A 21,883-nucleotide genomic window follows, 5' to 3' on the forward strand; every position below is an offset into this window, starting at 1 on the left:
CATCGTCTAATCCGTGATGCAGGTCTCACTACCCCCGAACGGGGGTGTGGTCCCTGTGCGCACGGGGGTGTGGTCCGCACATCAGCCGCACCGAAGGAGCGATGAGGTGACAGCAGAGGCCGTCAGGGTGGTGGAGATCCGCGGTGCGCTGCTCCGGCTGCGGCGCGCGACGGGGCTGCCGGTCGCCTTCGGCGGGCTGGTGGAGCCCGGCCGGCCGCAGGTGCGCATCAGCGAGCTGAGCGGCACGGCGACGGCCGCGCTGCGCTCGCTCGCGGTGAGCTCGGGCAGCGGACTGGGCGGCAAGGCGGTGGCACTGGCCCGGCCGTGCGCGGTGACGGACTACTCCAGCTCCCGGCACATCAGCCACGAGTACGACATCCCGGTGGCCGCCGAGGGCATCCGCTCGGTGCTCGCGGTGCCGGTGGTGGTACGGCGCCGGGTGCGCGGGGTGCTCTACGGCGCGCTGCGTTCGGCCCAGCCGCTCGGGGACCGGGCACTCGGCGCGGCGATGGCGGTGGCCCGGGACGTGGAGCGGACGCTGATCCTGCGGGACGAGGCGTGGGAGCTGCTGACGGCGACCGGGCGGGTACCCCTGGACGGCGCGACGGCGCGGCCGTGCGGGGGCCCCGAGACCGGTGCCGGTACGGGCGCCTGGGAGCAGGTGCGGGAGGCGCACGCGGCGCTGCGGGCGCTCGCGCCCCGGATCGCCGATCCGGTCCTGCGGGCCGATCTGCTCGCCGCCTGCGGCCTGTTGACGGCGCCTCGGCCGGCGGACGGACCGGCTCTGGCGCCGCGTGAACTGGACGTGCTGTCCTGGGTGGCGGCGGGGGCGACCAACGCCGCGGTGGGCGAGCGGCTGGGGCTGCGCCCGGAGACGGTGAAGGGCTATCTGCGTTCGGCCATGCGGAAGTTGGGCGCACACACGCGGGGGGAGGCGGTGACCGCGGCACGCAGGGCGGGGCTGCTTCCGTAGCCTCCCGAGACATGAAGGAAACCTTCCCATTCATGCGCGGATGCTTTGAATTTCCTCATGCTTGACCGTTTGTTATTTCCCTCACCACGGCTTCCGTCCGTGTTTCAAGGATCGTTGCCTAGAATTTGGTCCGGACACGACATACGAGGGGAGCGGTGACCGTGCGACGGGACTTCCAGGAGTCTGCCCGATGCCGCTCGGACCTGGTCATCGGCCGCGAGGAAGTGCGCGCCGCCGCCCGTGCCCGACTCGCCTCCGGCGGCAGTGTGCTGCTCCACGGACCGGCCGGAATTGGGAAATCGACCATCCTGCGGGCATTGGCCGAGGAATACGCCGCGCGTGCGCACATCGTGCTGCGCTGCTCGGCGACCGAGTCCGAATCCCACCTTCCCTTCCTCGCCCTCGCCGACCTCCTCGGCCTGGTCCTCGACGACGTCTGCCCGCAGCTGCCCGCCGCCCAGCGCACCGCGCTGGAATCGGCGCTCACCGGCCGCGGCGAGTCCAGCCTCCAGCGCGACGGCCTGGCCCTGCGCCTCGCGGTGCTGTCCGCGCTGCGCGCGCTCGCCGTCCGCGGCCCGGTCCTGGTCGTCGCCGACGACCTGCAGTGGCTGGACCCCGCGAGCGCCGAACTGCTCGGCTTCGCCGCCCGCCGGCTCGGCGGCACCCCGGTCCAACTGCTGTGCGCGGTACGGACGGAGGGCCAGGACAGCCAGGAGTACGACGGCCATCTGCGGTCCTGCCCGCCGGACACCCTCGCCGTACGGCTCGGGCCGCTCTCGCACGCCCGGATCGCCGAACTGCTCGGCCACCGCGGCCACGGCGGGCTGCCCCGCTCCACGGTCCGCGAGGTGCACCGCACCAGCGGCGGCAACCCGCTGTTCGCGCTCGAACTCGGCCGCGCCCTCGCCGAGAGCCGCACCCCGCCCCGGCCCGGCGAGCCGCTGCCGGTGCCCACCTCGCTGCGCGCCCTGGTGCTCAGCCGCCTGGACATGCTCTCCGTGGAGGCCCGCCGCACCCTGCTGGTGGCCAGCGCCGGCGCCCGGCCCACCCCGTCGCTGCTGCACGCGGCGGGCCGGGAGAACGCCGAGGCGGAGTGCGCCCAGGCCGCCGAACTCGGGCTGCTGGCAACGGAGTCGGACGCGCCCGCCGTACGCTTCGCGCATCCCCTCATCTCCGCCGCGCTGTACGCGGAGGCGCCCGCGCAGGAACGGCGGGCCGCGCACGCGGCGCTGTCCACGGCCGCCTCCGACCCCATCGAGCGGGCCCGGCACCTCGCCCTCGCCACCACCGGCGCCGACCCCGAGGTCGCCGCGCGGCTCGCCGAGGCCGCCGCCCTCGCCCGGGACCGCGGCGCCCCCTCGGTCGCCGCCCAGCTGGGGCTGCTGGCCGCCCGGCACACCCCGGTGGACAGCGTGCCCAGCCCGGAGGAACGCCGGCTGAGCGCCGCCGAGGACGCCATCACCGCGGGCGAGGTGGACCTCGCCCGGGACATCGCCCGCGAGGTGCTCAAACGGGCGAGCGTGCCCGCCGAACGGGTGCGTGCCTGGATCATCGTCATCGACACCGCGGGCCACACCATGGCCGAGGTCGACGCCCTCTTCCCGCAGGCCCTCGCCGACGCCGGCGACGATCCGCGGCTGCTCGCCCTGGTCCACTACCAGCTGGGCTGGCGGGCGCTGATCGTGGAGGGCGACTTCACCGCCGCCCGCGACGCCGCCGCGCACGCCGCCGAGCTGGCCGCGCGGAGCAAGGACCGGCGCACCGAGCTGCTCGCCCTCGCCTTCCAGGCGCAGACCGAGACCCTGATGGGCCATCCGGAGGCGCCGCGCACCATCAAGCGGGCGCTGCGCGAACCCCAGGACCCGCGGGTGGCCTGGCATCACAACGGGGCGGGCAGCGCCCGGTTCCGCTGGCTGGTCATGGGCGACCAGCTGGCCGAGGCCCGGGCCACCGTCACCGGGCTGCTGCGCGAGGTGCGCCGGCGCGGCTCGGTGGAGAGCGAGGTGCACTTCCTGCGCGGCCTCGCCGAGACCGAACTGCGCGCCGGGCACTGCGGCCGTGCCCTCGACCTCGCCCGGGACAGTCTCAAGCTGGCCCGGGACTCCGGGATCGGCGAGACCGCCTCGGCGATGCTGACCTCGCTCGCGGAGGCGTCCGGCGGGGACGTGGACCGGGCGCTCACGCTCGCCCGGGAGGCGGTGGAGCACGCCGAGGGGGACGGCGACCAGATGTACCTCTCCCGGGCCCTGGGCGCGCTCGGATACGCCCAGTTGGTGGCCGGGGACCCGGCGGGCACCGTGCGCTCGCTGCGCCGGGTGCGCAGCCTGGAGCTGGGGCTCGGCATCACCGACCCGGCCCGCGGCCGCTGGCAGGGCGACCTCGCCGAGGCACTGGTCCGCATCGGTGAACCCGCCGAGGCGCAGGACGTCATCGACAGCGCGCGGGAGCACGCGCTGCGGCTCGGCCGGGAGAGCGTGCTCGCCGTGCTCGACCGCTCCGAGGCGCTGGTGCGGGCCGCGCAGGGCGCGGGCGAGGCGGCGCTCGACCGGCTGAGGTCGGCTCAGGACCGGCTCGGCAAGCTGGGCTACGGCCTTGAGGAGGCGCGGGCCGCGTTCGCGCTGGCCCGGCTGCGCGGCCGGCGCCCGGGGCCCGCGGCCTTCGACGAGGCGACCCGGATGTTCCGCCGCTGCCGGGCGCTGCCCTGGCTGCGCCAGGTGGACGAGGCGCTCACCACCCTCGACGCGGAACCCGCGCGGACCGCGCCCGCCGCCCTGGACGCGCTCGACGTGCTGGACGTCCTGGCCGCGATGGAGCGTCAGGTGGCCGCGCTGGTCATGGAGGGTGCCACCAACCGGGAGATAGCGGCCCGGCTGTTCATCAGCGTCAAGACGGTCGAGGCCACGCTCACCCGGGTGTACCGCAAGCTCGGGATACGGTCGCGGGTCGACATCGTCCGATTGGCCGCAGGTCGGCGCGCGCACTGAGCAGGGCGCCTGTTAACTGAACCGGACCGAGGGTTTTCCCTCACCCGACCCCCTAGGGGGTTCCCTCATTGGGAGCCGAAGGTTCCGGACCTAGCGTAATGGGCGTACCGCTCGCCCGGGTACAGGGGGTCGGACCCACCCCCCACCACCGTGCACACCCCCCTACCCGTGCGAACCCCCCACCGGTGCAACCCCACTGAGGAGACTCATGTTCGGGACCCCACGTGCCAGACGCACCGCCGCGATCCTGACGGCCACCGCCGCCGCCGCGACGACCGCGCTGCTCGCCTCCCCCACGGCGAGCGCCGCTCCCCAGCCCATTGTCGGCGGTACGACGACGACCACCACCGCGTACCCGTTCGTCATGCAGATCACGGACGCCTCCGGCAGCCAGTTCTGCGGCGGCACCCTGGTGTCCGCCACCAAGGTGGTGACGGCCGCGCACTGCATGGCCGGCGAGACCCCCGGCGGCGTCCGCGTCGTCGGCGGCCGTACCAAGCTCAACGGAACCGACGGCACGGTGAGCGAGGTCAGCAAGATCTGGGTGAACCCGGACTACACGGACGCCACCAACGGCGACGACGTGTCCGTGCTGACCCTCTCGACGTCGATGCCGTACAAGCCGGTGTCGTACGTCTCCTCCTCCCAGACCGATGTGTACGCGGCCGGTACCACGGCGCGCATCCTCGGCTGGGGCACGACTTCGGAGAACGGCAGCTCCTCCAACCAGCTGCGGACCGCGACCGTACCGGTCGTGTCCGACGCGAGCTGCCGTTCTGCCTACGGTTCGGACTACGTGCAGTCCGACATGGTGTGCGCCGGGCTCAGTTCCGGCGGCGTAGACACCTGCCAGGGCGACAGCGGCGGTCCCCTGCTCATCGGGGGCGTCCTGGCAGGGATCACTTCTTGGGGCGAGGGGTGCGCGGAGGCGGGCTACCCGGGTGTCTACACCCGGCTGGCCACCTTCTCGGACCAGGTCACCGCACAGGTGAACTCGTGACCCGGAAGATCTCCCGAGTACCCCTCGGGTAAGGCCAGGGGGGCGTTGCGAGCGACCACGAGCAGCCCGCAGCGCCCCCCTCTCCACGTCCGGCGGCCCCGCACGCGCACCGTGCCGTCCGATCCTTCCCGGGCCTTTACCCGCCGCCGACCTTGGACGCGGGTTGCGGAGGGAAGGGTTCCTCCCGGCGCCGGCGCGGCCGGTGCGCTGTCGAGGAGGCTGGAGGGGCAGTGATGACCGAGGCGTTGGTGCTGGGCGGCGGCGGGGTGGGCGGGATCGCCTGGATGACCGGGCTGCTCGCGGGGCTCGCCGATGCCGGGCAGGACGTCACCGGGGCCGGGTTGCTGGTGGGCACCTCCGCGGGCGCGACCGTCGCGGCCCAACTGGGCAGCGGGCTGAGCGTGGAGGAGCTCTTCGCGCGGCAGGTGGACCCTTCGTTGCAGGCCCGCGAGATCATGGCGGAGATGGACATCGAGAGGTTCGCCGCGGAGATCGGCGTCACGATGGCCACGGCGTCCTCGGCGTCCGAGCTGCGCAGCGCGGTCGGCCGGGTGGCCCTCGCCGCGCGGACGGTCGGCGAGCCGGAGCGGCTCGCGGTGATCGAGTCCCGGCTGCCCGAACACGGCTGGCCCCGGCGGGCGTTGAAGGTCGTCGCGGTGGACGCCGAGACCGGTGACCCGCGTGTCTTCGACCGCGACTCGGGGGTCTCGCTGGTCGACGCGGTCGCCGCCAGCTGCGCCGTGCCGGGGGTGTGGCCGCCGGTGACGATCGCCGGGCGCCGCTACATCGACGGCGGTATCCGCTCGGTCGCCAACGCCGATCTCGCCTCCGGCGCCGCCCGCGTCCTGGTGCTCGTGCCGCTGGGTCCCGTCGAGCCCCTGCCCAGCGAGCACGCGCTGGACGACACGGTCGCGGCCCTGCGCGCCGAGGGCGCCGAGGTCCTCGTCATCGGCCCGGACGACGCCTCCACCGCCGCGATCGGCGCCAACCCGCTGGACCCGGCGACCCGCGAACCGGCGGCGAGGGCGGGCCGTGAGCAGGGGCGCACGCTGAAGCCGGAGTGGGCGACGGGCTGACCGGCCGCCTGGAACCGGGCTTCCTGTCAGGACACTTGGTCGCACACGGACGGCAGCCAGGTCTGCCCCGGTGCCGTCCGCAGCGTGTCCAGCGTGCTGAGCAGGGACGTCAGACGGGCGGGGTGGGCCAGGTAGTCGATGGTGGCTTCGGCGAAGGCGTCGCGGACGGTGGGCGGCATGGCGTCGGAGGCGTCGAAGCAGTGGGTGGCGGCCGGGGAGAGGAGGGTATCGGCGAGGCTCCGGTGCCAGGCGGGGCCGGTGGCGGCGGCCCGGGCCCCGGTGTCGACGGAGAACGCGGACTCGGCGTCCGCCCAGGCGCGTTGGGCGGCCGGGGAGGACAGGTAGCGGATCAGCCGCCGCGCCTGCGGGGTGGCGTGCAGGAGGGCGACCAGGTCGCCGGAGACCTCCCAGGTGTCCTTGGCGGTGGCGCCCGGGATGAGGTCGGCCGAGGGGTCGTAGCGGCCGTCGGCCCGCTTCCAGGCGGTGGACCGGGTGCGGATGAAGGACGCCTGGTGTTCGAGGGTGCAGCCCCGGGGGCCGGCCGTGACCGGTGCGGACGCCTCGGCGTAGTCCGTCTTCAGGGTGCGGCGCAGCAGCTTCTCGGAGGTGCCCGCGCCCATGAGGCGGCCCCAGGTCGTCCATGCCCGCCGCACCTCCGGCGAGCGCCAGGACAGCTTGCCGCTCGCCCACGACTGATAGACGGGTGCGCCGTGCTGCTGGAGCAGGATGTCCTCGATCCAGTCCGTGCCCGGCCAGCCGCTGGTGGCGCCGGAGCCCATCCCCACGCACCACTGCGCCGGATCGTCCCGGGCCGCGCGGCGCTGCCGTTCGCCGGTGTCCGCCGGGTACCAGACGATGCTCTTGAGGTCGGCCTTGAGCGGGAACCAGTACACATGCCCGTCGGCGAGCGGCGTCGCCCAGGAGGCACCGAAGTCCGCCCGGGGGATCAGTCCGTCGAGCGGCTGGAGCTGCTGCTGGCCCGCGTAGCCGGCGAGTTCGCCGGGGCCGGTCAGCACCACCACGTCCGGCGGTGTCCCGGCCTCGACATCGGCGCCGAGCACCTGGCTCTCGGCCGAGCTGCCCTGGTAGTCCACGTGCACGTGGTACGTCCGCTCGAACGGCTCGATCACCGCGCGGCGCAGGTTCGCCTCGTCGGGGCCCGTCCAGTTCGCCAGCAGGGTGACGGTCGGCTCCCGGCCCAGCGCGCGGGTGCCCAGCACGACGGCCGCCGCCAGCAGGAGGAGGCAGCTCGCCAGCACGGCGACCGTCCGGGCGCGGCCTCGCGGTCGCCCGCTCACCGGGGCCTGAACCGGTACTCGTCGAGGTGGCGCCGCAGTCCCGTCTCCGCCAGTGCCATGACCAGGATGCCTCCGATCAGAATCCACCCGGCGGCCGCGGCGCGCAGACCGGTGTCCGCCAGGTACGCGGCGGTCGCCCGCCCCGCGTCGGTGAGTTCGCGCCCGGACAGCGGGCGGTCGAGCAGCCGCCGGGTGTCCGCCATCCCCGCGTGCGTCCACACCGTGAACAGCAGCGTGACGGCGAGCCCGGCCGCGAGCAGCGCGCCCGCGCCGAGCAGGCCCCGGTTGTAGCGGCGCCGCAAGCGGCGGCGCAGGAACAGCTGGGTCTCCAGCAGGCAGCAGACCAGCGCGAGCGCGAGCAGCAGCGTCGCGGCCCAGCCGCACCACAGCAGCGGACCGAAGGAGGTCTGCCGGTGCACGGCCGCGCGCCGCTGTGCCTGGAGGACCTTCAGCCGGGGCAGTATCCCGGAGCCCGCGTCCGACAGGATGCTCGTCGCGTAGCTGAGGTACGCCTCGCGCAACACGCTCCCGGTGGGCTGGAGTTGCGCCTGCTGCACCTTGACCGCGTAGACGGTGATCAGCGCGGCCACCGTCTGGAGCGCCTGCCGTCCCGAGGCTCCCCCGACGTCGTCGCCGGCGGCGGCCGCGACGCTCTGCGCGGCGACCGAGATCTGCTTCTGGAAGTCGCTGGTGGGGGTCGCGGCACCGGCGTCCGCCTCGGCCTGCCCGAGGGCGTACAGGGCGGTGTCGAGGGAGAGCACCGCCGGGGCGCTGGCGGTGCGCAGCGGATCGGCGTCGCCGTGCACCCCCTCGTACGACAGGAAGAGGGAGAGCGTCAGCAGCGCGGACAGGGCGAGCAGCAGGCGGTGGCGGACGGCCAGGTCGTGGGCGGTCGTACTGCTGCCCGGCCGTGCCCCGGGCGCCCGCCGTCCACCGCCCTCCGTCGCGGATGCGCCGCCGTCCGGGACGGCGCCCGCGCCCGCGCTCACGCCGGGGGCCCGTTCAGGCGGCGGCCGCACTCGCCGCCGCAGTAGACCGAGTCGGCCGGGCCGAGCCAGCCGCAGTCCGGGCACTCCACGAGGGCGTCGGCGGCCGGGGAGACGTCGGGGGCGGGCGGTGGTCCCTCGGCCGGACGGCGCGGCGGGGTGGTCAGGGCGCTGGAGAGGATCAGGTGCTGCCAGTCGACGTCCTTGAGGCCGGCGCGAATCCGGCCGCCGCCCGGGGTGGCCTCGATCCGCCGCAGCGCGTCGAGGAGTTGGGGGTCGCCGAGGTCGCCCGCCAGACGCAGGGCGCGGGCGAGTTCGCGGTCCGCGACGGCGCGCCCGTCGGCGCCGCGCAGCCAGGCCCGGTAGGCGCGGGCCACGGCGGCGCTCGCCTGCTGGTACAGGTCCTGCCGGTGCACCCCGGGGTGGCGGCGGGAGGCGTCGAGCGGGCTGTCGGTCCAGCGCACCAGGACGGGGCGGGGCCGGGGCAGCAGTACCGGATGCCCGAAGTCGGGTACGACGACCTCGACGGCGGCCAGTTGGAGGTCCTCGCCGCGCTCCCGGCCGGTCGGGTCGGCGGCCAGCACCACCTGGAAGTGCCGTACCTCCTCGCCCCAGGCGCGGGTGACGTACTCGGTGCCGCGCCCGGTGCCCCCGGCGGGCGGGAGATCCTGTTCGCCGGGGACGACCTGCTTGACCCGGCGGACGACGGTGCCGGGGGTGGGGGTGAGCCGGATGCGCAGTTCGGGGACCGCCGTGCCGAGCAGTCCGGTCATCAACTCCTCGTAGACACGGGTCAGTTCGGTCTCCTCGCGGACGGCTCCGGCGCGGCCGTGCAGCCGCCGGGTGATGCGCAGCAGCAGTTCGGCGTCCCAGTCGTCGCCGATGCCCCAGGCGTCGCAGACGAAGCGGCCCTCGCAGGCGTCCAGCGCGGTCTCCAGGGTCATGGCGGCCCGGTGGTCGTGCTCGTTGCGGCCGTCGGTGAGCAGCAGGACGTGCTTGACCGGCGCGGGGTGGTCCTTCAGCAGCCGGCGGGCGAGGTCGAGCCAGGTCCCGATGGCGGTGCCGCCGTCGGCGTCGAGGATGCGCACGGCCCGTACGGCGGCGGCGCGTTCGCCCGGTCCCGCGACGGCGAGCCCCGGCTGGTCGGGGCCCGGGTGGACGACGGCGGCGTGGAAGTGGCCGCGGAGCACGGCGAAGGCGGTGCCCTCGGGCAATAGCCGTACGGCGGCCGCGGTGGCGTCCTTGGCGGCGTGCAGCTTGGCCGGCGGGAAGAGCATGGAGCGGGAGGTGTCCACGATCAGCACCTCGGCGAGCGCGGGTCCGCCGCCCGGCGTCCGTCCCTGGGCGAGCCCCGCACCGCCGTGGCCGCGCACGCCGATCTCCAGGATGGCGTGCATCTCCCGTTCCACGCCCGCTCCTCGGGCATACGGCTCGGCGGCCAGGTCCTTGTCCTGACCGACCTCCAGCGTCACCTCGATCTCCTCGGCCACGGTCATCGGTGTCTCTCTGCGAGGGTCATGAGCGTCTCTCCGCGGGGGTCCCGGGTGTCCTCAGAAGGTGGTCGGCGGCCGTACTGAATGGGCGAGATCGAGCAGCCGGCCGTGTTCCGGTGCGGTGCGGGCCTGCGCGGCCAGCTGGCGGAAGGAGTGTTCGAGGAGGGTGCGCAGTCCGCGCTCGTCACCGGGTCCGAGCAGGCTCCCGGACGGCCAGGCCGCAGCAGCGCCGCCCAGGGTGTTCTCGCGGACCTCGGCGACCAGCCGGGCGCGGGACTCGCCGTCCTCGGCGCCGCCGTCCAGGCGCAGTTTGGGCAGCCGCCGGGCCGCGTCGGCCAGGTCGGCTGGGGTGGGCGGCAGTCCGCCGATGACGCCGGCGCGGATGCGGACGGCGGCGATCCGGGCGGCGTCGTGGTGGCGTGAGGTGGCCGGTACGTCGTCCAGGACGCGGACGGCGGCGTCCCGGTCGCCGCCCGCCAGATGGCCGCGCGCGAGGCCGAAGGCGGCGGCGGTGTGCGCGCTGTCCCGCCGCCACACGGCCTCGTAGAAGCGCATGGCGCGTGCGGTGCGGGCGCCGTGCTCGGCGCAGTGGCCGAGGGCGAGCTTGGGCACGTACTCGCCGGGCAGCGCCCGGTACACGGCCTCGAACCGGGCGCCGGCCAGTTCGGTCTCGCCCGTGCCGAGGTGCAGGACGCCCCGGTGCCAGGCGATCCGCCAGTCGTGGGCGGCGGCGCGCTCGCCGAGCTGGGTCTCGGCCTCGGTGAGCCAGTCGGCCGCCGCCTCCCGGTCGCCGCCCCTGAGGTAGGCGCGGCACAGCCACAGCGCGGTCTCCGGGGTACCGAGGCGGGAGTCGCGGGGCCACTGGCGGGCCACCTGGTCGGGGGCGTCGGGCGAGAAGGTGTCCAGGACCAGGGCGGCGCCGTCGGCGGGGTCGGGGACCGGTTCCGGCAGGGCGCCGGCGACCTCGGCGGGCGAGGGCGGGGTCACGTCCAGCTCGGCCGGGCGCTCGCCGGGGCGGGCGGTCCAGTGGTCCAGGGCGGGGATCGCGCCGAGCCCGGCGTCCAGGCTGGCGCCGGTGGCGCGGAACCGGGTGGAGCTCTCGGGCAGTTGCTCGCCGAACTGGAGCGAGCGGAACTCGCGCAGCACCTCCCAGAGTTGGCGGGACATCTCGGCGGCCGACCGGAACCGGGCCCGGGGTTCGGGGTGCGTGGCGCGTTCGACGAGCCGGCGGAAGGAGTCGTGGGCGAGCCCGCGGGCCGGTTCGGTGTCGCGGGCCAGGGCCTGGAGGGTCATGCCGACGGTGTAGAGGTCGCTGTCGACGTGCCAGCCGCGCCGGTCGATCTCCGTCTTGGGCGGCGCGAACGCCGCCGTGTAGACGTACGCGGACGCGCGGTCGCCGATCGCGCGGACCGCGCCGAGGTCGATGACCTTCACGGCCCGGCCGAAGTGGATGACGTTGGCGGGCTTCATGTCGCAGTAGAGCAGGCCCCGTTCGTGCATGTAGTCCAGCGCGCCGAGGATCTTGCAGCCGTAGCTGAGGACGTGGTCGAGGCGGGGGCGGCCGTGGAAGACGCGCGCGGTGTCGTCGGCATCGGCGTCGAAGAGCTGTTGCAGGGAGCGGCCGCCGATGTAGTCCATGACCAGGTAGCCGGTGGAACTCCCGCCCGGGGGACGGTGATCGGCGTACGTGATGATCCGCACGATGTCCGGGTGGTGCAGGTCGGTGAGGGAGCGGCGCTCCTCGACGGCGGTACGGCGGGCGAGCGCGCCGCCCGCGTCGATCTGGCTCTTGAGGACGACGCGGTGGCCCTCGGCGCGGGTGTCCTCGGCGAGATGGATCCAGCCGAGGCCGCCGCGCGCGAGGCAGCCGAGGACCCGGTAGTGCCCGGCGACCAGGTCGCCCCGGGCCAGCTGGGGCAGGAAGGAGTACGGCGCGCCGCAGCGGGGGCAGCGGCCGGTGGCGCGGGCGGGCTGACCGCCGTACCCCACCCCGATGACCATGCCGCAGCCGTCCGTGCCGCAGCGGCGCCCCTCGGTGGGCGGGCGCGGGTCCTCGACCAGCAGGACATCGCCGGGTTCGGGCACCTCGGGCAGCACGACCAGTCCGTGCTGGTCCAGTTCGCCGAACCCGGCCACGGCGTGCACGGCCGGCGGTCCCGGGCTCTCCTCGACCACGGCGGGCGGCGGCGCGGCCGGGGCGCCGCGGGGTTCGCCGCGCGGCTCGGTGTGCCGGTGCCCGCAGGTGTCGCAGTAGCCGGTCCCCATGACGTGGCCCGCGCATCCGGGGCGGAGACAGGAGGTGGTCATGAGCCGCGCTCCTCACGGGGGTCGGTGGCGCCGCGGCAAAGACGCGGGAGCCGGTCGGGGGCGCGGGCGTGCTCGGGATCGGCGTCGGCATCGGCATCGGCATCGGCATCGGCATCGGCGTGCGGTCCGGCGGGGTCGTGCGGGGCCCCGCCGCCCGAACGCCCCGCTTCTACACCGGAGTCGAGGCCCTCTTCCGGCTCCGCGTCACGCTCTTCCCCGGCCGACCCGGCCGCTCCCGCCGTTCCAGCCGCTCCCGCGCAGAACCCGATGAACCGCTCCGCCGCCGCCTCCGCCCGTTCGATGTCGCAGGGTGTCTCGCGCAGCGAGCCGAGCGCGGCCTCGTAGAGCCGGTACGCCTCCAGGACCCGGTCGCCCTGCCGCTCGGCGCGGCGGCGGCACAGCGGCCACTGGGCGGTGACCCGGCCGCGGAGTTCCTCCCAGCGGCGCAGCCGGGCGTCGAGCAGGCCGAGGGCCTGTGCCAGGCGCAGGCCGCGGCGTTCGGCGGCGTCCTCGAAGGTGAACAGCAGGTCGGCGCGCCGGGGTTCGCGGTCCCGCTCCGAGCTGTGGGTGAGCCAGGCGCGCAGCATCAGGCTGCGCCCGACGGCGGCCTCGGCCTGGTCCAGCAGCGGCTCGGCGCCCGGCCCGGCCGTCACCCGGTCCCGGCGGGCGTCGAGCGCGGGCCCCAACTCGTCGACGATGCGGTCGAGTTCGGTGCCGAGCCGGGACCAGCGCTCGCGCAGCGGCCGGTGCACCAGGGACTCGGCGGCCAGGACGGCGCGGTCGCCCTGGCGGCGGTGGACCAGCAGCAGCCGGGCCCCGTGCCGGGCGAGCCGGTCCGACAGGGCGAGCAGGGCGTCGGGTTCGGCGCTCCGGTCGACGCCGACCAGTACGGCGGCGAGCGGGACGCGCAGGGTGGTGAGCCGTTCCGGCCGGGGGTCGTCGCGGATGCCGAGGCGTTCGGCGATGCGGTCCATGACCTGCGCGGCCGTCAACCGCTCGACGTCCAGGGCGAGATCGTGCGCACCGGCCGGGGGCACCGTCTCGGGCGGGTCGTGACGGAAGGCGCCGGTGGTGTGCCGGGTGCGCAGTTCGCGGTCCGCGAGGGTGACGGCGCGCTCCAGGGTGAAGGCGCGGTCGCCGCGGGCCGGTACGACGGTGACGAGCACCGGCCAGCCCTCGCCCCGGAACCATCCGGCGAGTTCGGTGGCGAAGGGCACGTCGAGGTGCCCGGCGCCGTCCGGTGCCCGGCTGCGCAGCCGGGGGTCGACCGCGAAGGCGCCGTCCGTCCAGGCGGCGGCCTGCGGCAGATGGCCGAGGATGGTCTCGGTGGGGCTCATCTGGCTGAAGGCGGAGACCTGTCCCTCGTCCACGCTGAGCACGATGCCGATCACCTGGTCGGTGGCGTGGTCGACCACTCCGCCGCCGCTGAAGCCGGGGGCGGCCAGTTCGCCGGGGGTGAGCGGGCGCAGCTGCACCCGGCTGTCCCGGCCGCGCGCGGCGACCAGGGTGGCGCCGTGCCAGCGGCCGCCGTCGTCGCCGGCCGGGAAGCCGTACATGCTCACCGGTCCGTGCGGCGAGGCCAACCGGAAGAGACGGGTGGTGTGTTCGGCGGGCAGGGGTTCGGCGAGCCGCAGCAGGGCGAGGTCGCCGCTGCGGTCGCCGAACGCGTCCTCCTGCTCCGGTACGTGTTCGTCGGGGCGGACGGTGGCGGTGACCGCGCCCTGTCCGGGTACGCCGACCAGCCGTACGGCGTACCGCGTGCCCGGGGTGACGACATGGCCCGCGGTGAGTACCCGGTCGGGGGCGAGCAGCACCCCGGCACCGAGCACCTCGCCGTCCGCTGCCTCGATGCGGGCGATCCATGTCGGCGTGCGTAAGCGGGACTTGACGGCTCGCTCCCCCGTGCGCGTCATGGTGCCGAGGCTACTCCCTGTACCGGCGCGGAACTACCGGTGTGCGGTGACGCGCACGCGTCGGTGTCCCGGGCGCCGGGGCGGTACGAGGAGTCCGCGCGAGGGCGCCCGGCGGCGACGATCAGGGCGGTCGGGGGTGTTTTCTTCGGGGTGGGAGGGGCGGGAGCAGGCACGGGGCGCGGCCCCTCGTCGGTCGGTCGTCGTACCCGTACCAGCCTCGGCCCACGGTGACCGCCCGACGTGAAGGTTCACTCATATTCGAACAAATGAACTATAAAATGTGTGTATAGTCCCGGCATGCTTCCTTCGATCACGACATCCCGTACGCCGGTGTCCGCGCCAGGCAAGATGCGCGAACGGCACCGCGGGTTCCGTCCGGCCGCGCTCGTCTCGGCGGCCGTCGGCATGGCGCTCGTTCTGAGCGGCTGCGCGCAGGTCGACACCACCTCGCCGAGCACCGCGCGCAAGGAGGCGGCGCAGGGGGCGCCGGCGAGTCTCGGCGGCGTGGACTGCCGCAAGGCCAAGTGCATCGCACTGACCTTCGACGCGGGGCCCAGCGAGAACTCCCCCAAGCTGCTGGACATCCTGAAGGAGAAGAAGGTCCACGCGACGTTCTTCCTGCTCGGCAAGCGGCACATCGAGAAGTACCCGCAGCTGGTCAAGCGGATGTCGGACGAGGGTCACGAGGTGGCGAGCCACACCTGGGACCACAAGATCCTCACGGACATATCCGACGACCAGGTGCGCGACGAGCTGCGGCGGCCGAACGACGCGATCAAGCGGATCACCGGGCGCAAGCCCACGCTGATGCGCCCGCCGCAGGGCCGTACGGACGCCAACATCCACAAGATCTGCAAGGAGCTGGGGCTGGCGGAGGTCCTGTGGAGCGTGACCGCCAAGGACTACGCGACCACCGACTCGGCGCTCATCACCAAGCGCGTCCTCGACCAGGCCGACCGGGACGGGATCATCCTGCTGCACGACCTCTACGCCGGCACCGTGCCCGCCGTGCCGGGCATCATCGACGCCCTCAAGAAGCGCGGGTACACCTTCGTGACGGTCCCCCAGCTCCTCGCTCCCGGCAGGGCCGAGCCGGGCAAGGTCTACCGGCCCTGAGCACCGGGGAATGGGCCGACCGGGTGAGCCGGTGCGGAACTCCCGGCCGTGCGAGAGCCATTGCCTACGATCGGCACGTGCCGACCTTCACCCTCACCCGGACCGTGCCGCTCCCGCTGGACGAGGCGTGGCGCCGGATCACCGAGTGGCCCCGCCACCGGATGACCGTGCCGCTGACCCGGATCAGGGTGCTCACCCCCGGCCCGACCCGGGTGGGCACCCGCTTCACGGCGCGCTCCGGCTTCGGTCCGCTCGGCCTGGACGACCCCATGGAGGTGACCGTCTGGCGCCCGCCCGCGGGCGGCGAGGGCGGGCTGTGCCGGCTGGAGAAGCGGGGCCGGGTGGTCCTCGGCTGGGCGGAGATCGAGGTCAGGCCGGGTCCGGGGGGCCGCAGCCGGGTGGTGTGGCGGGAGGAGCTGCGGGTGCGTCTCCTGCCGCGGGCGTTCGACGGTGTGGTGACGCGTACGGCCCGTACCGTCTTCGGGCGCGGGATGAACCGGTTGCTCAGGCGGGCTTGAGCGGTAGCCGACTCCGGGCGGGTCGGACGGCCGTACTCCGGCCGGGATTCGGTCCTCGCCCCGGCCGGGATTCGGTCCTCGGCTCGGACGGGATTCGACCCTCGCCCCGGCCGGGATTCGGTCCTCGCCCGGACGGGGGTCGGTCCTCTCCCGGGCGGAGTTCAGTCCTTGCGGCCCGTCGCGGCGACCGTCACGCCCAGGCCGATCATCGCCAGGCCGCCGGCGCCGCCGACCGCGGACAGCCGGCGGGGCGAGCGGGCGAACCAGTCGCGGGCGGCGGAGGCGGCCAGGCCCCAGACGCTGTCCGAGACCAGCGCGATGACGTTGAAGACCAGGCCGAGCAGCAGCATCTGGAGGGGCACGTGCCCCTGCGCGCGATCCACGAACTGGGGCAGTACGGCGGCGAAGAACACCATCGTCTTGGGATTGGCCACGCCGACCGCGAAGCCCTCCCCCAGGGTGCGCAGACCGCCCCGCTCCGGGGGACCGGACCCGGTGAACGCGGCCCGCAGCGAGCCGCGTTGCCGCCAGGCCCGGACGCCGAGGTACACCAGGTACGCGGCGCCCGCGAGCTTGAGCGCGGTGAAGAGGAGGACCGAGCGCTCCACGACCGGTCCGATGCCGAGGGCCACGGCGGCGACGAGGACGTACGCGCCGAGGGTGTTCCCGGCGACCGTGGTCAGCGCGGCCCGTCGGCCGTGCGCGAGGGCCCGCCCGACGACGAAGAGCACGCTCGGACCGGGTATCACGATCAGCAGCAGGGCCAGCACCGAGAAGGCGACCAGCCGGTCGGGAGGGACCATGCCCTCATGGAACACAGGGGCCGGGGCGGGCGGCAATGGCTTTTCGGGGCGGGGGCGGGCGGTACGCGGGCCCTCGGGATGCGTGGCGCTCAGGCCACCGAGTCGATCCGTTGGCGGGGCGTCGGCTCGTGGTGGATCGGGGTGTGGCCGCCGGTCAGGGTGGTGCCGGTGCCGCCGCGGCGGGCGGCGACGATCTCCGCGGCGATCGACAGGGCCGTCTCCTCCGGCGTACGGGCGCCGAGGTCGAGGCCGATCGGGGAGCGCAGGTGGGTCAACTCCCGCTCGGTGAGGCCGACTTCGCGCAGGCGGCGGGCGCGGTCCAGGTGGGTGCGGCGGGAGCCCATCGCGCCGACGTAGGCGACCGGCAGGCGCAGCGCCACCTTCAGGAGCGGGACGTCGAACTTGGCGTCGTGGGTGAGGACGCACAGGACGGTACGGCCGTCGGTCCCGGTGCGTTCCAGGTAGGTGTGCGGCCACTCGACCACGATCTCGTCCGCCTCCGGGAAGCGGGTCCGGGTGGCGAAGACCGGGCGGGCGTCGCACACGGTGACGTGGTAGCCGAGGAACTTGCCGACGCGGACCAGGGCGGAGGCGAAGTCGATCGCGCCGAAGACGATCATGCGGGGCGGGGGCACGGAGGACTCCACCAGGACGGTGACCGGTGCCCCGCAGCGCGAGCCCTGGGCGCCGATCTCCAGGGTCCCGGTGCGGCCCGCGTCCAGCAGGGCGCGGGCCTCGGCGGCGACGGTGCGGTCCAGCTCGGGGTGGGCGCCGTAACCGCCGTCGTACGAGCCGTCGGGCCGGACGAGCAGGGCGCGGCCGGGGAGGCCGGCCGGGCCCTCCACGATCCGTGCCAGCGCCGCCGCCTCCCCCCGGGCGGCGGTGGCCAGCGCGACCGTGAGCACCGGCCGGGCGGGGTCGTCCGCCCGGACCGGCACCACCAGGATGTCGATGACGCCGCCGCAGGTCAGGCCGATGGCGAAGGCGTCCTCGTCGCTGTATCCGAACCGTTCGAGGACGGTGTCGCCGTCCTTCAGCGCCTGTCGGCACAGTTCGTACACCGCGCCCTCCACACAGCCCCCGGAGACCGACCCGATCGCGGTGCCGTCGGCGTCCACCGCGAGCGCGGCGCCGGGCTGCCGGGGCGCGCTGCCGCCGACGGCGACGACGGTGGCGACGGCGAAGTCACGCCCCTGCCGGGCCCAACGGTTCAACTCCTCGGCGAGGTCCAGCATCTGTCGGTCTCCTCAAGATGGTTGCCGGGAACGGGGGTTCGCCGCGTCGCTAGTGGACGCCGAGCCAGCCCTCGACGGGGTGCAGCGCGAAGTACACGAGGAAGATGGCCGTCAGCCCCCACATGAACGCGCCGATCTCGCGCGCCCTGCCCTGCGCCACCTTGATGGCCGTGTAGGAGATGACACCGGCGGCGACGCCGGTGGTGATCGTGTACGTGAAGGGCATCAGGACGACGGTCAGGAAGACCGGGATCGCGGTGGCCCGGTCGCCCCAGTCCACGTGCCGCGCGTTCATCAGCATCATCGCGCCGATGACGACCAGCGCCGCGGAGGCCACCTCCTGCGGGACGATCGCGGTCACCGGGGTGAAGAACAGACAGGCCGCGAAGAGCAGTCCGGTCACCGCGGACGCGAGCCCGGTGCGGGCGCCCTCGCCGACGCCGGTCGCCGACTCGATGAAGACCGTCTGGCCGGAGCCGCCGCTCAGGCCGCCGATCGCACCGCCCGCGCCGTCGATGAACAGCGCCTTGGACAGCCCCGGCATCCGCCCCTTGTCGTCGGCGAGCCCGGCCTCCGTGCCGACGCCGATGATGGTGGCCATCGCGTCGAAGAACCCGGCGAGCACCAGGGTGAAGACGATCACCGCGATGGTCATCCCGCCGACCTTGTCCCAGCCGCCGAAGCCGATGTGCCCGAAGAGCGAGAAGTCCGGCATCGAGACGGCGCCGCCGTGCAGTTCGGGGGCGCCGGACGCCCACTGGCGGGGGTCGATGACGCCGAGCCCGTTGAGGACGGCGGCGACGACCGTGCCGGAGACGATGCCGATGAGGATGGCGCCGGGGACGTTGCGGGCCTGGAGCATGAAGATCAGCAGCAGGGTGCCGGCGAAGAGCAGCACCGGCCAGCCGGTGAGCTGTCCCACCGGGCCGAGGCTCAGCGGGGCGCCCTTGCCCTGGTGCACGAAGCCGGACTTGTAGAAGCCGATGAGGGCGATGAACAGGCCGATGCCCATGGTGATGCCGTGCTTGAGCGCGAGCGGGATCGCGTTCATGATCATCTCGCGCAGGCCGGTGACGACCAGCAGCATGATGACGACGCCGTACACCACGCACATGCCCATCGCCTGCGGCCAGGTCATGTTGGGCACGACCTGCGCGGACAGGACGCCGGAGACCGAGAGGCCGGCGGCGAGCGCGAGGGGCACCTTGCCGACGAAGCCCATCAGCAGGGTGGTGAGGGCCGCGGCGAACGCGGTCGCGGTGATCAGGGCCTTCTGGCCGAGCGTGTCGCCCTGGACGTCCTTGCCGGACAGGATCAGGGGGTTGAGGAGGAGGATGTAGGCCATCGCCATGAAGGTGGTGACCCCGCCGCGGACCTCACGCGCGACCGTGGATCCTCTCCGGGATATGTGGAAGTACCGGTCGAGCCAGGACCGGCCGGCCGGGACGCGGCTGCCGTCGCCGGCGTCCTCGGCCATGGTCCTGGGCTCCACTGATGGATGGGTCATGGTGCCGTCTCCCAAGGTTCACAGGGGCACCCGGTCAACTCCTTTGAGCTGAGCGGGATTTGGGATGTGCACATAACCCGGGGGACGGCCCGGTGTGGCACGTATGGGGGGTGAGGGCCGGGGCGAGCGGTTGCCCGGCGTCAAGGTGTGACCGCGTCCACCCGCGCCGCCCGGGAGTCGGCCCCCCTCAGGCCCTGAAGGCTCTGAGCAAGGCGCGATCGCCCGCGGCGGCGGGGGGACACGAGCGTGGGCGTTACGCGGTGCCCGTGAGGTGCTCCGGACGTACCGGCGTCCGGTCCAGCTCCAGGCCCGTCGCGTTGCGGATCGCCGCGAGGACGGCCGGGGTGGAGGACAGGGTCGGCGCCTCGCCGATGCCGCGCAGCCCGTACGGGGCGTGCTCGTCGGCGAGTTCGAGGACGTCGACCGGGATGGTCGGCGTGTCGAGGATGGTCGGGATCAGGTAGTCCGTGAAGGAGGGGTTCCTGACCTTCGCGGTCTTCGGGTCCACGATGATCTCCTCCATCACCGCGACGCCCAGGCCCTGCGTGGTGCCGCCCTGGATCTGACCGACGACGGAGAGCGGGTTGAGCGCCTTGCCGACGTCCTGGGCGCAGGCCAGCTCGATGACCTTGACGAGGCCGAGTTCGGTGTCGACCTCGACCACGGCGCGGTGCGCGGCGAAGGAGTACTGGACATGGCCGTTGCCCTGCCCGGTGCGCAGGTCGAAGGCTTCGGTCGGCCGGTGCCGCCACTCCTCCTCCAGCTCCACGGCCTCGCCCTCCAGGACGTCCACCAGATCGGCGAGCACCTCGCCGCCGTCGGTGACGACCTTGCCGCCCTCCAGCAGCAGTTCCGCGGTGGCCCAGGCGGGGTGGTAGGAGCCGAACTTGCGTCGGCCGATGTCCAGGACCCGTTCGCGGACCAGCTCGCAGGCGTTCTTGACGGCGCCGCCGGTGACGTACGTCTGCCGGGAGGCGGAGGTCGAACCGGCCGAGCCCACCTGGGTGTCGGCGGGGTGGATGGTGACCTGGGCGACGCCCAGCTCGCTGCGGGCGATCTGGGCGTGCACGGTGACGCCGCCCTGGCCGACCTCCGCCATCGCGGTGTGCACGGTGGCGACGGGCTCGCCCGCGATGACCTCCATGCGCACCTTGGCGGTGGAGTAGTCGTCGAAGCCCTCGGAGAAGCCGACGTTCTTGATGCCGACCGCGTAGCCGATGCCGCGGACGACGCCCTCGCCGTGGGTGGTGTTGGACAGGCCGCCGGGCAGCTGCCGTACGTCCGCGCCCTCGCTGGATTCCCACTGGCGCTCGGGCGGCAGCGGCATCGCCTTGACGCGGCGCAGCAGTTCGGCGACCGGCGCCGGGGAGTCGACCGGCTGCCCGGTGGGCATGATCGTGCCCTGCTCCATGGCGTTCAGCTGCCTGAACTTCACCGGGTCCAGACCGAGTTCCTTCGCCAGCTTGTCCATCTGGGCCTCGTACGCGAAGCACGCCTGGACCGCGCCGAAGCCGCGCATCGCGCCGCAGGGCGGGTTGTTGGTGTAGAGCGCGATGGCCTCGATGTCGACGTCGTCCACGACGTACGGCCCGATGCTCAGCGAGGAGGCGTTGCCGACGACGGCCGGGGAGGCGGAGGCGTAGGCGCCGCCGTCCAGGACGATCCGGCACTTGACGTGGGTCAGCTTGCCGTCGCGGGTGGCGCCGTGCTCGTAGTACAGCTTGGCCGGGTGGCGGTGGACGTGCCCGAAGAAGGACTCGAACCGGTTGTAGACGATCTTGACGGGCTTGCCGGTGCGCAGCGCCAGCAGGCAGGCGTGGATCTGCATGGACAGGTCCTCGCGGCCGCCGAACGCGCCGCCGACACCGGACAGCGTCATCCGCACCTTGCGCTCGGGCAGGCCGAGCACGGGCGCGATCTGGCGCAGGTCGGAGTGCAGCCACTGGGTGGCGATGTAGAGGTGGACGCCGCCGTCCTCCTCGGGCACCGCGAGCCCGGACTCCGGGCCGAGGAACGCCTGGTCCTGCATGCCGAAGGTGTATTCGCCCTTGACGGTCACATCGGCCCGGGCGGCGGCCGCGGCGGCGTCGCCGCGCAGGATCGGCTGGCGGTGCACGATGTTCGGGTGGTCGACATGCCCGATGTGGTGGTCGTCGCGGTGCTCGTGGACGAGCACGGCGTCCGGCCCGAGGGCCGACTTCTCGTCGGTGATCACCGGGAGTTCGCGGTACTCCACCTTGATCTTGGCGGCGGCGCGGCGGGCGGTCTCCGGGTGGTCGGCGGCGACGATCGCGACCGGCTCCCCGTGATGGCGCACCTTGCCGTGCGCGAGGACCGGGGTGTCCTGGATCTCCAGGCCGTAGTGCTTCACCTCGGTGGGCAGGTCGTCGTACGTCATGACGGCGTACACGCCCGGCAGGGCGAGGGCCTCGGCGGTGTCGATGGAGACGATCTCGGCGTGCGCGACGGTGGAGCGCAGGATCTGGCCCCACAGCATGTCCTCGTGCCACATGTCCGAGGAGTAGGCGAACTCGCCGGTGACCTTGAGGGTGCCGTCGGGGCGCAGGGTGGACTCGCCGATGCCGCCCTTGGTGCCGGAGCCCTGGGTGATCTTCGTGGGAAGGCCGGTGGGGGCACCGCTCGCGCGAGCGACGCCGGATGCGGGAGACGGCAT

The 21,883-nt window shown here is 74.1% G+C and carries 15 protein-coding genes; 6 read left to right on the forward strand and 9 right to left on the reverse strand.

Annotated features, from left to right (window positions below):
- Positions 1 to 16: 16 nt before the first annotated feature.
- The 4 genes from GHR20_RS07855 (at position 17) to GHR20_RS07870 (ending at position 6,033) form a co-directional block, all read left to right on the forward strand.
- Positions 17 to 973 carry a helix-turn-helix transcriptional regulator gene (locus GHR20_RS07855; protein WP_153815896.1) on the forward strand — a complete coding sequence of 319 codons (957 nt, stop codon included), beginning with the start codon at positions 17 to 19 and terminating at the stop codon, positions 971 to 973.
- 155 nt (positions 974 to 1,128) lie between these two features.
- Positions 1,129 to 3,957 carry a LuxR family transcriptional regulator gene (locus tag GHR20_RS07860; RefSeq protein ID WP_153812743.1) on the forward strand — a complete coding sequence of 943 codons (2,829 nt, stop codon included), beginning with the start codon at positions 1,129 to 1,131 and terminating at the stop codon, positions 3,955 to 3,957.
- A 208-nt stretch (positions 3,958 to 4,165) separates the two neighbouring features.
- Complete coding sequence (locus GHR20_RS07865; protein ID WP_153812744.1) at positions 4,166 to 4,957, forward strand: serine protease; 792 nt, start codon at positions 4,166 to 4,168, stop codon at positions 4,955 to 4,957.
- A gap of 233 nt (positions 4,958 to 5,190) precedes the next feature.
- Entirely contained in the window at positions 5,191 to 6,033 is an 843-nt protein-coding gene (locus tag GHR20_RS07870; protein WP_153812745.1) for a patatin-like phospholipase family protein, read from the forward strand.
- A 26-nt stretch (positions 6,034 to 6,059) separates the two neighbouring features.
- Here the strand turns inward: GHR20_RS07870 and GHR20_RS38115 are convergent, their stop codons facing one another.
- Genes GHR20_RS38115 through GHR20_RS07895 form a run of 5 tightly spaced genes read right to left on the reverse strand, consistent with a single transcriptional unit; the run spans position 6,060 to position 14,030 of the window.
- Complete coding sequence (locus GHR20_RS38115) at positions 6,060 to 7,331, reverse strand: extracellular solute-binding protein (RefSeq protein ID WP_153812746.1); 1,272 nt, start codon at positions 7,329 to 7,331, stop codon at positions 6,060 to 6,062.
- The gene (locus GHR20_RS07880; RefSeq protein ID WP_243877976.1) at positions 7,328 to 8,320 is read right to left on the reverse strand and encodes a hypothetical protein; all 993 of its coding nucleotides are present in this window, start codon (positions 8,318 to 8,320) and stop codon (positions 7,328 to 7,330) included. Before GHR20_RS07880 ends, GHR20_RS38115 begins: the two co-directional genes overlap by 4 nt.
- On the reverse strand, positions 8,317 to 9,813 hold the full coding sequence (locus tag GHR20_RS07885) for a VWA domain-containing protein (RefSeq protein ID WP_153812747.1): 1,497 nt from the start codon (positions 9,811 to 9,813) through the stop codon (positions 8,317 to 8,319). Before GHR20_RS07885 ends, GHR20_RS07880 begins: the two co-directional genes overlap by 4 nt.
- A 54-nt stretch (positions 9,814 to 9,867) precedes the next feature.
- Entirely contained in the window at positions 9,868 to 12,117 is a 2,250-nt protein-coding gene (locus GHR20_RS07890; protein WP_153812748.1) for a tetratricopeptide repeat protein, read from the reverse strand.
- A complete protein-coding gene (locus GHR20_RS07895; RefSeq protein ID WP_194858837.1) occupies positions 12,114 to 14,030 on the reverse strand; it encodes a serine protease in 1,917 nt (638 codons plus the stop codon). Before GHR20_RS07895 ends, GHR20_RS07890 begins: the two co-directional genes overlap by 4 nt.
- A 348-nt stretch (positions 14,031 to 14,378) precedes the next feature.
- Between GHR20_RS07895 and GHR20_RS07900 the strand changes: the two genes are divergently transcribed.
- Both GHR20_RS07900 and GHR20_RS07905 read left to right on the forward strand, forming a co-directional pair.
- Entirely contained in the window at positions 14,379 to 15,146 is a 768-nt protein-coding gene (locus tag GHR20_RS07900; RefSeq protein ID WP_194859108.1) for a polysaccharide deacetylase family protein, read from the forward strand.
- A gap of 77 nt (positions 15,147 to 15,223) precedes the next feature.
- Entirely contained in the window at positions 15,224 to 15,664 is a 441-nt protein-coding gene (locus GHR20_RS07905; protein ID WP_111581125.1) for an SRPBCC family protein, read from the forward strand.
- 161 nt (positions 15,665 to 15,825) lie between these two features.
- Here GHR20_RS07905 and GHR20_RS07910 read toward each other — a convergent pair whose 3' ends face one another.
- The 4 genes from GHR20_RS07910 to GHR20_RS07925 form a co-directional block, all read right to left on the reverse strand.
- Complete coding sequence (locus tag GHR20_RS07910) at positions 15,826 to 16,467, reverse strand: LysE family translocator (RefSeq protein WP_153812750.1); 642 nt, start codon at positions 16,465 to 16,467, stop codon at positions 15,826 to 15,828.
- Between the two features lie 89 nt (positions 16,468 to 16,556).
- Entirely contained in the window at positions 16,557 to 17,702 is a 1,146-nt protein-coding gene (locus GHR20_RS07915; RefSeq protein ID WP_153812751.1) for an XdhC/CoxI family protein, read from the reverse strand.
- Positions 17,703 to 17,751: 49 nt separating this feature from the next.
- Positions 17,752 to 19,209, reverse strand: coding sequence for an NCS2 family permease (locus GHR20_RS07920; protein ID WP_111581369.1), 1,458 nt, complete (start codon positions 19,207 to 19,209; stop codon positions 17,752 to 17,754).
- A gap of 253 nt (positions 19,210 to 19,462) precedes the next feature.
- Complete coding sequence (locus GHR20_RS07925; RefSeq protein ID WP_153812752.1) at positions 19,463 to 21,883, reverse strand: molybdopterin cofactor-binding domain-containing protein; 2,421 nt, start codon at positions 21,881 to 21,883, stop codon at positions 19,463 to 19,465.

Origin of the sequence: Streptomyces sp. SUK 48 (genome assembly GCF_009650765.1) — a bacterium.
Lineage (GTDB): Bacteria > Actinomycetota > Actinomycetes > Streptomycetales > Streptomycetaceae > Streptomyces.

Excerpts from the sequence above, each read along its gene's own strand:
- GHR20_RS07855 (WP_153815896.1), top strand. The coding sequence starts at position 17 with ATGCAGGTCTCACTACCCCCGAACGGGGGTGTGGTCCCTGTGCGCACG.
- GHR20_RS07865 (WP_153812744.1), top strand. The coding sequence starts at position 4,166 with ATGTTCGGGACCCCACGTGCCAGACGCACCGCCGCGATCCTGACGGCC.
- GHR20_RS07870 (WP_153812745.1), top strand. The coding sequence starts at position 5,191 with ATGACCGAGGCGTTGGTGCTGGGCGGCGGCGGGGTGGGCGGGATCGCC.
- GHR20_RS07885 (WP_153812747.1), bottom strand. The coding sequence starts at position 9,813 with ATGACCGTGGCCGAGGAGATCGAGGTGACGCTGGAGGTCGGTCAGGAC.
- GHR20_RS07890 (WP_153812748.1), bottom strand. The coding sequence starts at position 12,117 with ATGACCACCTCCTGTCTCCGCCCCGGATGCGCGGGCCACGTCATGGGG.
- GHR20_RS07895 (WP_194858837.1), bottom strand. The coding sequence starts at position 14,030 with ATGACGCGCACGGGGGAGCGAGCCGTCAAGTCCCGCTTACGCACGCCG.
- GHR20_RS07900 (WP_194859108.1), top strand. The coding sequence starts at position 14,379 with ATGCGCGAACGGCACCGCGGGTTCCGTCCGGCCGCGCTCGTCTCGGCG.
- GHR20_RS07910 (WP_153812750.1), bottom strand. The coding sequence starts at position 16,467 with ATGGTCCCTCCCGACCGGCTGGTCGCCTTCTCGGTGCTGGCCCTGCTG.
- GHR20_RS07915 (WP_153812751.1), bottom strand. The coding sequence starts at position 17,702 with ATGCTGGACCTCGCCGAGGAGTTGAACCGTTGGGCCCGGCAGGGGCGT.
- GHR20_RS07920 (WP_111581369.1), bottom strand. The coding sequence starts at position 19,209 with ATGACCCATCCATCAGTGGAGCCCAGGACCATGGCCGAGGACGCCGGC.
- GHR20_RS07925 (WP_153812752.1), bottom strand. The coding sequence starts at position 21,883 with ATGCCGTCTCCCGCATCCGGCGTCGCTCGCGCGAGCGGTGCCCCCACC.